General features: G+C 60.3%; 11 protein-coding genes. 2 read left to right on the plus strand and 9 right to left on the minus strand.

The window, feature by feature from the left end; all coding sequences use genetic code 11:
- Position 1: 1 nt before the first annotated feature.
- From QRN50_RS01420 to QRN50_RS01460, 9 genes are all read right to left on the minus strand, one after another.
- Positions 2-775 (minus strand): HpcH/HpaI aldolase family protein, encoded by a 774-nt coding sequence (locus QRN50_RS01420; RefSeq protein ID WP_024651021.1) that lies wholly within the window; start codon positions 773-775, stop codon positions 2-4.
- Positions 775-2,634: an IucA/IucC family protein gene (locus QRN50_RS01425; protein ID WP_024641229.1), complete on the minus strand. Its 1,860-nt coding sequence runs from the start codon at positions 2,632-2,634 to the stop codon at positions 775-777. The genes QRN50_RS01420 and QRN50_RS01425 overlap by 1 nt, the downstream gene beginning before the upstream one ends.
- Before the next feature lie 21 nt (positions 2,635-2,655).
- A complete protein-coding gene (locus QRN50_RS01430) occupies positions 2,656-4,062 on the minus strand; it encodes a DHA2 family efflux MFS transporter permease subunit (RefSeq protein WP_011267796.1) in 1,407 nt (468 codons plus the stop codon).
- Positions 4,059-5,267, minus strand: coding sequence for a type III PLP-dependent enzyme (locus tag QRN50_RS01435; protein ID WP_024641230.1), 1,209 nt, complete (start codon positions 5,265-5,267; stop codon positions 4,059-4,061). Before QRN50_RS01435 ends, QRN50_RS01430 begins: the two co-directional genes overlap by 4 nt.
- Positions 5,260-7,044 carry an IucA/IucC family protein gene (locus QRN50_RS01440; protein WP_024641231.1) on the minus strand — a complete coding sequence of 595 codons (1,785 nt, stop codon included), beginning with the start codon at positions 7,042-7,044 and terminating at the stop codon, positions 5,260-5,262. The genes QRN50_RS01435 and QRN50_RS01440 overlap by 8 nt, the downstream gene beginning before the upstream one ends.
- A 196-nt stretch (positions 7,045-7,240) precedes the next feature.
- Positions 7,241-8,617: a diaminobutyrate--2-oxoglutarate transaminase gene (locus QRN50_RS01445; protein ID WP_011267793.1), complete on the minus strand. Its 1,377-nt coding sequence runs from the start codon at positions 8,615-8,617 to the stop codon at positions 7,241-7,243.
- Between the two features lie 350 nt (positions 8,618-8,967).
- Complete coding sequence (locus QRN50_RS01450) at positions 8,968-11,376, minus strand: TonB-dependent receptor (RefSeq protein ID WP_060406167.1); 2,409 nt, start codon at positions 11,374-11,376, stop codon at positions 8,968-8,970.
- 69 nt (positions 11,377-11,445) lie between these two features.
- The gene (locus QRN50_RS01455; RefSeq protein WP_032655994.1) at positions 11,446-12,411 is read right to left on the minus strand and encodes a FecR domain-containing protein; all 966 of its coding nucleotides are present in this window, start codon (positions 12,409-12,411) and stop codon (positions 11,446-11,448) included.
- Complete coding sequence (locus tag QRN50_RS01460) at positions 12,408-12,917, minus strand: sigma-70 family RNA polymerase sigma factor (protein ID WP_003406891.1); 510 nt, start codon at positions 12,915-12,917, stop codon at positions 12,408-12,410. Before QRN50_RS01460 ends, QRN50_RS01455 begins: the two co-directional genes overlap by 4 nt.
- A 443-nt stretch (positions 12,918-13,360) precedes the next feature.
- Between QRN50_RS01460 and QRN50_RS01465 the strand changes: the two genes are divergently transcribed.
- Together QRN50_RS01465 and QRN50_RS01470 are read left to right on the plus strand one after the other, a co-directional pair.
- Positions 13,361-14,797, plus strand: coding sequence for a coniferyl aldehyde dehydrogenase (locus QRN50_RS01465; protein WP_057457524.1), 1,437 nt, complete (start codon positions 13,361-13,363; stop codon positions 14,795-14,797).
- Positions 14,798-15,152: 355 nt separating this feature from the next.
- Positions 15,153-15,821 carry a helix-turn-helix transcriptional regulator gene (locus QRN50_RS01470; RefSeq protein WP_024638725.1) on the plus strand — a complete coding sequence of 223 codons (669 nt, stop codon included), beginning with the start codon at positions 15,153-15,155 and terminating at the stop codon, positions 15,819-15,821.
- Positions 15,822-15,938 lie beyond the last annotated feature (117 nt).

The following is a 15,938-nucleotide window of genomic DNA, read 5'->3' on the forward strand; positions in this document are numbered from 1 at the left end:
GTTATTTTCCTTCTGCTGAATGTTGAGCCAGGCGGGCCTGAAGCGCGCGAAAGGCAATGCCGCGCTCATCCCCGAGGACAAAGGTGTTGACCCCGCGCGCCTGCCAGCGGGCAGCGTCTCCGGGTTGACGGGGGATCGCGCAATAGGCGACGCCCGCCGCGTGGGCGGCTTGCCAGGTCGCAAGCAACGCGTTTTGTACATCTGGCTGATCGATCTGCCAGGGCATGCCCAGTGACTGTGACAGGTCTGCCGCGCCTTCAAGAATCATGTCCAGACCCGGCACGCTGGCGATCTCGGCGGCACGTCGCACGCCTTCGGCGCTTTCGATCATCGCCACCACCATGATCTGTTGATTGGCAGCCTCCACGTACTGCGCCAGGCTGTGCTTGCCGAACGAGCCGGGACGGCCGGCATTGAGGCTGCGGCGACCCAGCGGGTGGTACTTGCAGGCGGCAATCGCATCCGCCAGTTGCTCGGGGCTCTCGATCATCGGCAAGACGATGCCCTGCGCGCCGCCATCGAGCAGGCGCAGCAGGGTTTTCGGGTTGAGATCGGCGACCCGCACCAGTGGTGTGAGGTCGTAGCTCTCTGCCACGCGGATCATGTTTTCCACGGTTTCCGGGTTGATCAGCACGTGTTCCATGTCGATGATCACGAAGTCGAACCCGGCCTCGGCGATCAGCTCGATGGCGGCCGGGGCCGGGATCGAACTGATCACCCCGTGTGCCGGCTGTCCGTCGGCAATCCTGCTTTTGAGCGTATTGGTCCTCAGCATCATTGCGGCCTGTAGGTGTGCAGTGGGTTAGGTACCGAGCGGAAGCGACGCTCGCCATCACCCAGCAGGCGGCGCTTGGTCAGTTCTTCCACTTCGTACGATGGCGCAAACACGTCAAACAGCCCGAAACGGTCGCGATGCTGCGGGTGAGCACGCTGATAGTCGAGAATGACGTCGGCGGTCATCTGCCAGAACAGTGCCTCGTCCAGCTGGTACTGCTGGCGCAGGAAAATCGCCATTTCGGCCAGACAGATGAAGAAGAAACAATCACAGGAGAAGTCGCGCACCGCGTTGACGTCGTCGGTGATGATGAACGAGTTGCGGTTGAGCTTTGCATGGCTGGCGGGCAGCGGCACCAGTTCCGGGCACAGTTCGGGACGCCCGAGATGCGCCGGTGAATAACGCACGCCGTCATGGAAGTCCTTGAGGGCGATACGCTGCGGCCAGCCCTGCTTGACGATCAGCACGATGTTCTGGCCGTGGGACTCCATGCCGATGCCTTCGGCATAGAGCATGTGAATGATCGGCGGCACCGTGACCTGCAGCAGTTGCCGGGTCCATTCCTTGAGCCCGTACTGGTTGACCCACGCGTCGATGAACGGCGTTTGCTGGCCATCATCGTAACGGTTTTCCACATGGCTCAAGCCGTTGAACGGCACCGCCTGCTCGTCGTCCCGTAGGTATTGATGCAGGCTTTCCCGCCAGATGGCGCCCAGCGTGCCGTAGGTCTGCGCCGAACGGGATTCCGCCAGATGGCGGTAATCGAAACTCACCCCCGCTACCTCACCGAGAATCACGAAATCCAGCGCTTGAGCGGTGCTGTCGGTTGCGATCAGCTGGTGCAGCCAATCGGTGATGATCGGGCCGTTCAACACCGTGTGACGCGCCAGAATCCGCGTGCTGGAGGTGTTGGTCATGCTCATCGCCAGCTTGACGTATGGCCGCTGGGGCTGACTGGCGTTGGCCAGTGTGCGAATCGACTGCTGAGCCTTGTAGCTATCGGTCGAGGTGCCCAGATAAATCAGCTCGCCGCTGGCCAGTTCCGGGTAGAAGGTCGACACCGTGACGTTGTCCCACTGCCACGGATGCACCGGCATCAGTTGATAGTCGTCGATGTACTTGCCCCGCGCGGCCAGGTCTCGAGCTATTTCATGCCAGCGTTGTGTGCCCAACTCCTGACGGATGAACGCCTGAAAATCCATGCTCCGCGAATGGCCGACCGAGGCGCTCGATTTCGCCACGGCCAGCCAGACCACCGCGAAAGGCGTGGCAAATTCCGGCCCGTAGTGGCGGTTGTCAGCCAGGGAAAAGCCGATCCGCGACTTGTAACACGGGTGGTAGCTGTGGGCATCCATGAAATGCTGCTCCAGCGCATCGACATCGAGCTGATGCGCTGGTCTTGCAGGCTGATAGCCCTGGGTGCGGGCCTGCAGGTCCTTGAGCTGGGTCTGCTCGATTTCCTGGATGAAGCGCGTCAGGTGCGGGCTGTCCTTGAACGGACTGAGCAGCTCGGTCAACGCCAGATGCAGATCCGGCACGCTGCGTTCGCCGGCGCTGTCCACCCGCTCAAGCGTGGCGTGGTCCAGACGGATGAGTTCAAAACTGGTACTCAGCAGGCCCTCGCAGCGGTATTCCACACCGTCACTCACGGCCACGGCGAAACGATGCCGATGATCATCCAGCGGCTCACAGCGGTACGGCAGCGCCGCCTCGTACAGCAGGGTCTGCAGCAGTTGGCCGATCACGCGGCGTTGTACTTGCTGATAGCGCTCGGCGCTGACGTCGGCCAGCCAGGCACCAGTACCAGCTGTTGTCGTTGTCGAAGCGGCGTTACGTTGCAGCGGTAAAGGGGTAGCCATGTTCATACCTCGAACGAAAAATTATCGGGGTTCGACCGCGTCGGGCTGGGCCTCGGCGCGCTCGTCGTTAAGGGGAAAACGCCAGGCACACGGCAGTGCCAGCAGGATCAGCACGCCGGTGGCGATGAATACTTCGCTGATGGCCGAGGGCGTGGCGGCCGGGCCCGCGGTGTTGAGGCGGAACTCCAGCCACAGCGAGGCGATGACGATGGCCAGCGACGCGACCAGACGCCGGGAAATGTTGTTCATCGCGGCGCCCTGAGTGACCATCGGCTCTGGCAAGGCATTGAGCCCCGCCGTAGTCACCGGCATATAGGAGAGCCCGAGGCCGGCGCCACGAATCATCATCAGGACGAACACCACGCCGATCGCGGCGTCGGCCTTGAGCATGCCCAGCGCCAGGGTCGAAACGCCGGTCAGCAGCAGGCCGATGGCGACGACGGTGCGTGGGCCATGGCGATCCAATGCCTTGCCGCCCCACTGCCCGAACAGGCTCGCGAAGCTGGCGGTACACAGCAGCGCCAGGCCGGTCCAGATCGGGTTGTAGCCCAGCACGTTCTGCACCAGCAGCGGCAGCAACACCAGGCACTCGAACATGCCGACCGATTGCACCACGGCGATGATCACGCTCAGACGATAACCGCGCAGGTTGAACAGACGCAGATTCAGCAGCGGAGCCTGGCGACTCAGCTCGACCCGGACGAATGCCACCAGACAGGCCAATGCGACCAGCACCATGGCCTGATTGACTGGATCGAGCAGCGCCTGAGCATGGTGCATGCGGCTGATGGCGATCATCAGCAAGCCGATGCCCGACGCCACCAGCAGGTAGCCGATCAAATCGAACGGCTTGCGCTCGGCGGGCTCGGCGTCCGGCAGCACGCCGACGCCCAGCAACAGCGCCAGCAGGCCGATGGGCACATTCATCAGGAACAGCGAGCGCCAGCTGAACCACTCCAGCATCAGGCTGCCACACAGCGGACCGAGCGCCGGCGCGAGCATCACTGCTGCGCTCCAGAGCCCGGTCACCCTGCCCCGTTCGTGCTTTTCATACACCGAAAAGATGATCGCCAGCGACAAGGGGATCATCAGCCCGCTGGCAATGCCCTGCACCACCCGAGCGGTGATCACCAGCGCGATGGAGTCGGCCAGCGCGCCCAGCAGCGAGCCGCCAATGAACAGCGCCACACCCCACAGGTACAGGCGTTTGCGTCCGATGCGCTGACTGAGGAAGCTGGTCAGCGGCATGGTCATGCCCATGCTGGTCATGAATCCGGCGACGATCCAGGTGGCCAGCAGCGGCCCGATCCTGAACGCCTCCATGAAAGCAGGCAGCGCCGGGTTGAGCGAACTGTTGCTCAGACTGACCGTCAGCGTACCGAGCAGCACGTTGACCACTACCCAGCTACGTGGGACGTTGAAACTCATTGGCGAACCCGTTCGCCGTTGCGCACGAAGTGCTGTGACGGTCGTGGATGACAGAGAAAGTCGGCATGGGAAATGTTGTAGCCATACGCTCCCGCCAGCGGCAGAACCAGCAGGTCACCAATGTTCACGCCTTTAAGTGGCTGGCGACGGCTCAGCACGTCCTTGGGCGTGCATAGCTGGCCGACAATGGTGTAAGCCTGCTCTGACGAATCAGTGCTCTGCGGCGCAGTCGGCAGGTGGATAACCGGATGGTCATGGCTTTGCGCGACCGGCAGGCGAAACTGGTGAGTACCGCCGCGGCAGACCAGAAAATGCTCGCCGTGGCTGGTTTTGCTGTCCAGCACCTCGATGGCGTAATAGCCGCAATAGGCACTGATGAAGCGTCCCGGCTCGAAGCGCAGGATCGGCGCATCGTGCTGCTCGCCCAGGCGTTTTTCCAGATAGCGGCACAGTCGCTGCCAGTCGAACTGCTGACTGTTGAGGTAATCGACGCCAATACCGCCGCCGACGTTGAAATGGGTCAGCTGGCTCGGGTCGCGGGCCAAAGCCTTCCATTCCTGCCAGCGCTGCAGGTAGAAATCGAGCAACTGCTCATGACGTTCGACCGACATCTGATGCGACATGGCGTGTACATGGAAGCCCTTGAGCGTCAGGTGACTGGCGTTGTCCACGCGTCTGACCGCCTCGGCCAGGTCGGCTTCGTCAATGCCGAACGGTGTCGCGGTCCCGGCCATCGCCAGCCTGCTCGACTGCGCAGCGGGCAGTTGCGGGTTGATGCGCAGGAATACCGGCTGCACGCGCCCCGCCTGTTCTGCCAGCTGTTGCAGACGCGCGATTTCGTTGAGGCTCTCCAGATGGATGGCTTCAACCTTGTTGAGCAACGCCGAACGCAGATCGGAATCGAGTTTGCCTGGGCCCGAGAACACGTAGGGCTTGCGTGTCGGACAGGCCATCACCCGCTCGATCTCGCCCCCAGAGGAAATTTCAAAGCCACTGACCAGAGGGGCCAGGGTTTCCAGCATCAGCGCTTCGCTGTTGGCCTTGATCGCGTAATACAGCTCGACACCTGCGGGCAGCGCCGCCATGACTTCACTGACATGCTGCTGCAACGCGTCCAGATCGTAGAAGAAGGCCGCCAGCGGGTCGGTTTCCAGCGCCCGAGCCTCCTTGATGGCCGCCAGTACGGTCTCCGGCACCTTATGCATAACGTGCCTCCGTGGCCCACGGCGACGCAAGACGCACATAGTTGGCTTCGCGATCGGCCTTGGCGGCGAGCCGGACCTTGAGGTTGGTCTTGCAGGCAATCGACTGGCCTGCGATCAGCGCGTCCAGCTCGGGCGCAGGCAGTACCAGTTCGTCACGAATATGCTGCAATTGCCGCTCGACGCGCTGCCACATCAGTGGTGCCAGGTGCGGGCGCTCCCAGCTCAAGGCCAGTACCGCCTCGGACAGGTTGTTGATCAGCAGGCAATAGGTAATGCGGTTCCAGCCCTGCTCGCGGCTGTAGAGCAACGACTGGCGAATTCTCGGGTGCAGCCCCACCTGAATCGCCTTGATGCCCAACTCTTCGGTGAGCTTGACGCCTTCGAAGTCGCGCAACAGCAGCTGTTGCGGGCGTCCGTTATCGTGAATCAGCACTGCATTCTGCAAATGCGGCTCCATCACGATGCCATGATTGAAGAACAACGCCATGACCGGGCTCAGCAGCAAGGCTTGGTACTCATCGAACCAGTCCAGCAGGTGCTGGTCCTCGAGCTCTGCGCCATTGAAACGCTGGAGGAAGTCGTGCACCAATGGGCGTGAGCGCAGATCACGGGCGAACAGTGTGCCCGCCATCACGCTGCAATCGGCGCCGGAGCGGCGGCAGAAGTTTTCCCGCAGAATGGCGCCGGTCTGCTCGCGGAACCAGTGACCATCCGCCTCGCTCACGCCTTTGGGAGCCCAGCTCATCGAACCGGGTTCGGCGACTGTGGACAGCCCGCCGAGGGTTTCCGGGCGGGTTTGCTGCAGGCGCTGGAACAGTTCGTCGATGATCAACGTGCTTTCCAGTTCATACCACGCGTTTTTCCTCACGCAATTGGTGATGCGCACATTCAGCGAACCCTTGATGAAGTAGTCGTGACCCTCGATGTACCAGGTGCGCATCGACGCCGTCGGGCTGGCCAGCAAGCCACTGGCACCCAGATCGGAGATGTCCCCCAACTCAAGCAGACGTTGCACGCGACGGTCCTGCATGAACAATTGCGCCTGTACCGGATGCATGCAGATCAGCGCATGCCCGGGTCGGGCCCGCGATTGATCAGCGAAGCCTGCCATCACCTCGGCTTCGCTCAAGCCATTGGAGGTGATTCGCAGCCCTTCCAGCGGCACTTCGAACAGGTGCAGCGCGGTCTGCGCCTGAAACTCCGGGGCGTAGGTCTCCTGCGCCAGATGCTCAGGCCACAGGCGCGCCTTGGGCGCCGGGTGATTGGGGTGGCCGAACCACAAACCCTGCTCACTGGCCAGATAGCCGCTGAGCGGCGCCGGGTGCTGGCCGGTCATGTTGTGGGCAACGATGGCGGCAGTCAGGTGCTGGCTTTGCAGGACCTGATCCAGCAGTTCGTCATTGCTGGCACGGGTCATGTGCTCACAGGCGGTCAGCAGTTGCCGGGCGAATTCGGCAAACGCCAGGCAGCGCCAGGTGCCCTGCCCCTGACGTGCGTAGACATCGGAAAGGTAGCGATGGCTGCCCAAGTGGTCGCGGCGGTCCACCAGGACGAAGAACTGTTGCTGATTGGGCAGGCTGATGGTGAGCGGAATGCCCTTCCATTGCCCGCCATCCACGAAACTGCCAGGCGCTATGCCTTGCATGCCTTCAGGCCAGGTGTAATGCAGGCACTCTTCCGGCAGTGCGAATTCCTTGATCAGGCAATTGAGTAACGCGCGAGTGGTTGCCAACTCGCTCACCATGTTTGATAAGACGGTGCGATCGGTATTAGTCATGTCTGCTCCACAGTCGCCTTTACGCTGACCGTTTAAATGACGTCGCAACAAACGTTGATTTATCGCTTGCGGCACAACAATCGAGCTGTCGAGGTGCGATAAGTTCGCCCAGCCAAACGTTGTGTGCGGTGTTGTTTCAATCGTGATATCAGTGTCACGATGCGGTGCTGTTGATGCCCTGCTTATTACATAACTTTCATTTACGTAGCTGGGACAGCGCAGCCTTCAGGGCCTGTTCAAAACGCTGGATGACCAATTGGCATTGCTCTTCAGTAATGATCAATGGCGGCAATAAGCGAATGACGTTGCCATTGCGACCGCCGCGTTCAAGTAACAATCCCTGTTTGAAACAATGCTGCTGAATGGCAACCGCCAGATCCGGGTCCATCGGCAGGCTGCCGAGGCGGTCCGCCGCTTTGCGTTCATCGACAATCTCGATGCCCAGCATCAGGCCGCGGCCCCGCACATTGCCAATCGCCGGATAGCGTTGCTGCAACAGGCCTAGCTGTTCCTTGAGCCAGTCGCCACGTTTTGCGGCCTGGCCGGCAAGGTTCTGTCGTTGCAGCACTTCAAGGGTCGCCAGGCCGGTGGCCATGGCCATCTGGTTGCCGCGAAAGGTGCCGGCATGGTTACCCGGAGACCAGGCGTCGAACTCGCGCTTGAAACCCAGCACGGCCAACGGCAGACCGCCGCCGACCGCCTTGGACATGACGATGATGTCGGGTTCGATCCCCGCATGTTCGAAGGCAAACATCTTGCCGGTACGGCCAAAGCCGGCCTGCACTTCATCCAGAATCAGCAAAATGCCATGCTTGCGCGTGACTTCGCGAATCTGGCGCAGCCATGCTGCAGGTGCCGGATTGACACCGCCCTCGCCCTGCACCGCTTCCAGAATCACCGCCGCCGGCAGCGACACACCGCTTTCCACGTCCTCGATGAACTGGGTGAAGTAGTAACTCAGCGCTTCGGTCCCGGCCTCGCCGCCAATGCCCAGCGGGCAACGGTATTCATGGGGATACGGCAGGAACTGCACTCCGGGCATCAGATTAGCGACGGCGTTTTTTGGCGCAGTGTTGCCGGTCAGCGCCAGGGCTCCGTGGGTCATGCCGTGGTAGGCGCCGGAAAAGCTGATGATGTTATGGCGGCCGGTGGCGGTCTTGGCCAGTTTGATCGCGGCTTCGACCGCATCGGCCCCGGAAGGACCGCAAAATTGCAGGCAGTAATCACGCCCCTGTCCTGGCAGCAGACTCAGCAGCGTTTCGCTGAAAGCGTCCTTGACCGCAGTGGTCAGATCAAGGGTGTGCATGGGCATGCCCGAGGTCAGAAAACTGTCGAGACTGGCCATGATGGCTTCGTGATTGTGACCCAGTGCCAATGTTCCGGCTCCGGCCAGACAATCCAGGTACGTGGTGCCCTCGACATCCGTGACCCACACGCCATGTGCCTTGGCGATCGCCAATGGCAACTTGCGGGGGTAACTCCTTACATTCGATTCAAACTTGCTCTGCCTGTCCAGATAGTTGGCATTGGTTTTCTGCGACGTAGTAGAGTGCAATAAGCCATTATTCAACATCTGTGAGTCCTCGCTGGATTTCCGGATGCAAATTATTATCATTTACCTAAAAGTGCAACCCATTGTTGCGAAAAACAAGATGAAATTTAAATAAACTTTTTTGCGCGCCTGATAATGAATAAGACACACAGTTATACCGACAGGATTAATCGGTATAACTCAATGTGCCACTATTGAGCGTGGCCATTTGTTATTTTAGCGTTATGACAAAACAGCCTATCTAAATAACAAACTGCTGTGTCGCCGTGTTGAGGTTGATTATTTAATACTGCACACAGGTTATCCCTCGATGAGGACTGCCGGTCGTTCGCTATATACGTGACCCCCTTCCCTGGGCGTCACGTATCGACTCAGAAACCGATGGTGGCCGACAACAGATAGGTACGCGGTGTCGACAGAGTCAGCCCCGGCTCGCTGTCGTCCGACGCGCCGGCCGAACTCCAGTAGTACTTGTTCATCACGTTCTCGACATTGGCCCGCAGCGTGATGTCCTTCTGATCGACCTTAAAGGCATACCGCGCGCCTACGTCGAAACGCTCCGATGAATCGATGCTTTTGCTATTGGCCTGATCCAGATACTGCGAACCGGTGTAGATGCCCCGTCCGGTCAGGGTCAGGCCGTTGACGCCCGGGACGTCCCATTCGGCGCCCAGATTGACGTTGTACTTGGGGGTGGCCGGCGCGCGGTTGCCGTCGAATGTGCCGTTGACGGTATTGGTCAGTTCGCTGTCGATGTACATCACCCCGCCCAGCAGACGGAACCCCTTCATCGGCTCACCGAACATGGTCAGCTCGACACCGTCGTTACGGCGCTTGCCGTTCGGGCCGAATACCGACGTCCTAGAGTTGGTTTCATAAGCGGGCTGTTTGATACGGAATACCGCTGCGGTAAATGCGAACGATCCCAAGTCATACTTGGCCCCGACCTCTACCTGGCGACTGACGAACGGCGGGAAAATCTGGTCTTCGTTCACTGAGGTGGATGGAGCGACCTTGCCCTGGCTCAGACCTTCCATGTAGTTGGCGTACACCGAAAAATCATCGGTCACCTTGTACAGAATGCCGCCTGACGGTGAGACCTTCTCCTCGTCGTACGCGGTGTCGCCCTTCACGTCATCGGTCCAGTCATCAACCTTGACACGCTGCCAGCGGGCGCCGAGGGTCAGCAGCAGACGGTCCTCGAAGAATCCCAACGTGTCGGTCAGCGCCAAACCGGTAAAGCGGTTCTCCGTATAGACCTTGTCATCCAGGCGTGTGGGATTGCTGGGTGTGGGCGTATCGACCGGATTGAACAGGTTGCTCGGCGCAGGAGCATAGCGCGCGCCGCCGTTCTCGAAGTCCATGTAGAAATAGCTGGCAGCCAGGTTGACCTCGTGGCTGACCGGCCCGGTGTTGAACCAGCTACGAGCGCCGGCAGTGGCGGTGCGCACATTTTCGTCACGGGTGAAATCGCGCGGCTGAACGCTGAAGTCACCTGCGTCGTTGGTGACCGATACCGCATGGCGCAGGAAGTCATGGTTACTTTTGCGCACGCCGACACCGCCATACAGCATGACCGAGTCGCTGAGGTCATATTCGGCATTCACTGCGCCGAAGGTATCCTTGGTACGCGCCTTGCTCCAGGACTGCGCATAGTTGTCGCGCACATCGTTGGCGTTGGGCACCTTAGCGTTGGCACCGACCTGCACGCGCTCCTGCGGAGCATCAGTGTCGCGTTCGGTGTGCCCGATGTCCGTCGACAGACGCAGGCGATCGCCGCGGAAATCCAGGCCCAAAACGGCCATGTCACGATCGACGCTCTGGTGATCCCATTCTGTGTCGCCGGACTGCTTCACGCCGTTGAAACGGATCCCGAACTTGTCGTCTTCGCCAAACCGACGGGCTACATCGACTGCAGCACCCACCTGCCCCTTGGAGGCATAGCTGGTGGTGAGCTCGGTGATCGGTTTATCCGTCGCGCGTTTGGGGACCACGTTGATGCCCCCGCCGACACTGCCTCGCGGCGAAATGCCGTTGATCAACTGGCTCGGCCCCTTGAGGATGTCCACCCGTTCGGCCATTTCCATGTCGATCGTGTAAGTGGGCAGGATGCCGTACAGGCCGTTGTAGGAAACGTCGCTGTTGAACAGGCTGAAGCCGCGAATGGTGAACTGCTCGTAGCGCCCGCCTGCGGGGTTGGTGGCGCGCACCGACGGGTCACTGGCGATCAGATCGCCAAGGGTTCGGGCCTGCTGGTTTTTCACCGCGTCCTTGGTGTAGGTGGTCATGCTGAATGGCGTTTCCATGAAGTCCCGCGAACCCAACATGCCTTGCGAGCCTTTGCGTGCCACCTGACCGCCCGCGTAATCCTGACCGTCCGTGACACCGCTGTCGCCAACGATCGACGTGGGGGCGAGTTGCAAACCTGCACTGGCGCTTTGAGGTGCCGGGATCAGCGTGTAAGCCTGCTCCCCGACGGGTATCAATTGCAGGCCGGAACCTTGCAGCAGACGCGCAAACCCTTCCTCGACCGCGAACTCGCCGGACAACCCCGAACTGTTCCGGCCATTCACCAGCGCAGGGTCTACCGACAGATTGACACCGGCCTGCCCGGCAAAACGGGTAAGCGCGGCGCTCAGGCTGCCGGCCGGCACTTCATAGGCCCGTCTGCCCGCCGTGTCGGCCCAACTGGTCGAGATGAACAACGGACTGGAACTCAACGTCAGCAACAGGCTGAACTGCAAAAGCGGACGCAAACGGTAGGAAGACACTGCGGACATAGAGGGAAGCTCTCGTATTTTTTGTGCACTTATCTGGAATGACCAGCGAGACCAAAAAAAGGGACAGCGCTACGCACTATTTTTTGTCGAAATGTTTTTTCGAGGCACCAGGGTCACCCAGTAACGGGTGCGCATCTGCACGTCCACCGGCAGACTGGCCGCCAGCAAGGACAGCACGCGGTCGGTATTGTCGAGCCTGAAACTGCCGGTCACCCGAAGGTTTTCCAGCGCCGGCTCCCAGCGCAGCAGGCCCGGACGGTAGCGACCCAGCTCGCGCAGGAAATCACCCAGCGACTGGTTCTGCGCGGTCAGTACATCGTCGCGCCAGCCAGGCAGCAAGGCGTCGAAGGCGCTGACAGGACCGACTCCACTCTGCTTCAAACTGACCTGCTGCTGCGCATTCAAGGCCGCTACAGGCCCGCGCAGGGGATAAAGCTGCACCGTGCCGCTGACGACCGAAACCCGGCAGTCGCTGTCATTGAGACGCACACAGACTTCGCTCCGACCAACCACGATGCGCCCGTAAGGACCGTGGATGGTCAGCGGCGCGCTGCCAGGCACCTTCAGGGCTATTTCGCCCCGTACAAGGGTGATTCGCCGGGCGCCCATATCGACGTTTACGGCGCTGTCGGTATTCAATTGCAACGTGCTGCCATCGGTCAGCGACAGACGCTTATGCTCGCCGACGGCAGTTTGCAGGTCGGCACGCCAGACCTCCAGCGGCAACTGACGCCCCAGCAGCCAGACCGCGGGAACCAGTGCCACGGCGCCCAGCGCCCTTTTTAGCGTCGCGCGCCTGGCCTTGTCAGGGCGATCCAGCGTCGCCATGGCCAGGTTGGCAGGCAGACCGAAAAAACGCTGACGCAGTTGTTGGGCCTTTTGCCAGGCGCGCTCATGACTGGCGCAGCTGTCGCGCCAGTGTTGCAGCATGGCGTGATCTTCATCGCTGGCACCACCGGACTCGAGAAGCGCCAGCCACTGCGCCGCTTTGCGTACTACCTCGCGATCTTCGTTCGAAGGTGCCGGGCGAATCACCAGTCCACCAACAGACAGTGCTCGTAAGCTTGCGCCATATAGCGTTTGACGGTGCGTTCGGAAACACTCAGGCGTTCAGCGATTTCCCGATAGCCCAGCCCCTCGAGCTGACTCCAGAGAAACGCCCGGCGCACCACTGCCGACAGGCCATCGAGCAGCTCGTCCAGCGCCTGCAGGGTTTCCAGCAGCAACCAGCGCTGCTCCGGCGACGGCACGCTTTCTTCAGGCAACTGCGCCAGCGCTTCCAGATAAGCCTGTTCAAGGCTGCGACGAGTGTAGAAATTACTGAGCAGGCGCTTGCCCACTGTCAGCAGATAGGCACGCGGCTCCTGCATATCGGCGATCTGCTGGGAGCTGGACAGCACGCGCAGAAACGTATCCTGACTCAGGTCCGCAGCATCCCAGGCATTGCCCATGCGTCTGCGCAGCCAGCTTTCCAGCCAGCCATGATGATCGCGGTACAGGGAATGCAAGGTCTGCTGTGATAGCGTCGCTGCGTCAGTCATGTCAAAAGCCTTGAGCGATGGGATGCGCCAAATGAGACTGATTCTAATTAGTGTTATATCCCAAGTCCACGCTCTTTTTTTTAAAAAGCCCATCGCCACTGCGTGAAATCGGGGCTGTCAGCCCGCAACACGTTGATCCGCGCAGCATCCGGGTGATTCACCCGGACGACAAATGAGCGCTGAAAAGGCGCCCTGCGTATCCTGTTTGTATCCCTTGTGACGTAAAGTCGGATTGTGGCCGATTAGCAGACAGCCCTGACGCTTTATTCAGGTTTGCCACGGCTGGTGGCGTTGAGGATTTTTGCATGCGACTCGCTTTCTACCGAGGGCCAACGTTCACCCGACAGTTGCTTGAAGTCCTTGGGCCGCAATACGCACACGCCCTCTGGCCCATCGTCATCATGCAGCCCCTATAAAAAACACGCAGCCACAGGAGCAGCGTCATGAATCAACCCGCCACGGTTCCGCCAGATACGACGTTTCACGCGGCCAGGCTAACCGAGCTGCTCGAGGCGCAGCAGGCTGCATTCCGCGCTCAGGGCGCGCCTTCCTACGATCAACGAATCGCAGACCTCAACGCCGTTCTGCGCATGGTCAGCGATAATCAGGACAGGTTGCTCGAGGCGGTCAGCGCAGACTTCGGCAACCGCTCGTTCGACGAAACACGGCTCGGCGAATTGATGCCGGTGATCAATGGCATCAAGCACATCCGCTCGCACCTCAAGGCGTGGATGCGCCCCTCCCGGCGCAAGGCGGGTATTGTTTTCAGACCGGCCACGGCCCGGGTCGTGTATCAGCCGCTGGGCGTCGTCGGCATTCTGGCTCCGTGGAACTATCCGCTGACGCTGACGCTGGTGCCGTTGATAGAGGCGCTGGCTGCCGGCAATCGGGTGATGATCAAGCCTTCGGAGCTGACACCCCGGACTTGCGAGCTGCTCAGGCAGTTGCTGGGCGAAACCTTCCCTGCCGAGCAGGTAACAGTGGTCACTGGCGACGCCACGCTGGCGGGCCGGTTCAGTGAGCTGCCTTTTGACCATCTGCTGTTTACCGGCTCGACCCACGTGGGTCGCCAGGTCATGGCGGCGGCCGCGCGCAACCTGACACCGGTCACTCTGGAGCTGGGCGGCAAATCGCCGGTCGTGGTGTGCGACGACTTTTCGATCAGCAAAGCCGCGCGGATGATCGCTATCGGCAAACTGTTCAACGCCGGTCAGACCTGCGTAGCACCTGACTATGTCCTTGTCCCGCGCGAACACGTGGACAGCTTTGCCAGCGAGTGGCTGGCTGCAGCGGAAAAACTCTACCCGACCCTCGATGGCAATCCGGACTACACCTCGATTATTTCCCAGCGCCACTACGACCGGCTTATGGCGATGGCCAGTCAGGCCGTGGCAACGGGTGCCAAGGCATGGCAACACAATGCGCCTGCGACGGCGGGCGAACGCAAGATCGCACCGATGGCACTCACGCAGGTGTCCCTGAAAGCGGATGTCATGGGCGAAGAGATTTTCGGGCCGCTGCTGCCGATCCTCGCGTATGAGTCGCTGGATGAAGCCATCGCTTTTATCAACGCGCGTCCGGCACCGCTGGCCCTTTATTGCTTTTCCAACGATCAAACCTCTGTGGAGCGGGTGCTGAACCGCACGCAGTCCGGCGGCGTGACGATCAATGGCACCATGCTGCACGCGACGCAGGATGACCTGCCCTTTGGCGGTGTCGGCGACAGCGGCACCGGGGCCTATCACGGCTACGAAGGCTTCGTTCGTCTGTCCCACGCCCGCGGCGTTCTCAAGCTCGGACGTTTCAACATGTCCGACAAGGTCTCGGCACCTTACGGACGGCTTACGCGCCTGGTCACCCGGTTCATGATCGGAAAATAGACGCTTGCCAAACGCTATTTCCCCGCCATGTTGCAACTTTAGATGCACATGTGTGGGGATATTTTTATCTCTCTACTTCCCGTAACAACATCAGGCACCACGAGTTAACGCGGGTTCGCCCCACCATTTCTGCGACCTCCTTGCCCGCCGTCCGACCGATGACCATCACTCTTTCTGATAGTGAAGTATTTAGGTAACCTCAGGGCGATACGCTTTGCTGTACTTCACTGGAGATGCTCTAGCGGGCATCTAACGCTGTTTTCGTGGCGCAAACGCCAACAGCAGGTTGATGTGACCGCGCCATGCTTACAGCGTCTACACCATTGTCAGCAGTTTTAAACTCATGGATGACTACATGCCTAACACACTACTTCCGCAGATCGGCAGGGCCATAGCCAGCATCGGTAGCGGGAATTTTTCCAGCATGTTCCACAAGTTGATCGATACTCAGCTTGCGGTAGATGCCACGCACCTCTCCTCACTGCCACAGCCCTGGCAAACGCCACCCGCCTCTGCACCGACGGTCTTTAACGAGACGGTGACGTCATCACGGGGCACGCTGTTGCTCAGTGACTCGATTCATCTTTACCCTGATCAGGCCTCGGAAAGCTTTAGTTGTAAAATAACTGTATTTCGGGCGCTTCCCGCGCATGAATTTTCAGAAAAGGAACGCCGACAGCTGGGCGACATTTCCCCTCTGCTGTTTTCGATACTTGAAAAACATGTCAATGCCCTGCAATCGGCAATGCCCGGCATCGAGCATAAAAAGCCGGAAAGCATTGAAAAGCGCTTTCAGGAACGACTGCGTGAAACAGGGTTGACGTTGTCCGAACGCGAAACCCAAGTGTGCCTGGGGCTGCTCGCCGGCCATACCGCGCTTGAGCAGGCCGAGCGACTCGCACTCAAGGTCAATACCGTGGGCAGTTACCAGCGCCGCGCGGCGATCAAGCTGGGCATCAGCGGTCGCAATTCACTGATGCGCTGGATGTATGGCTCATCAGCGGGCGTTTTTTCAACCTGCTGACCGCCAGTTGATGCAAAGGACGGGGCGATACCGATCGCCCCTCCCGGATCCACCCTCACCGCCTCCGACGCAAGACCTCCTTGCGCCCGCAATCACGCTTTATCAATACCCACCAAG

This window comes from Pseudomonas sp. MEJ108, from assembly GCF_030208985.1.
GTDB lineage: Bacteria > Pseudomonadota > Gammaproteobacteria > Pseudomonadales > Pseudomonadaceae > Aquipseudomonas > Aquipseudomonas fragariae.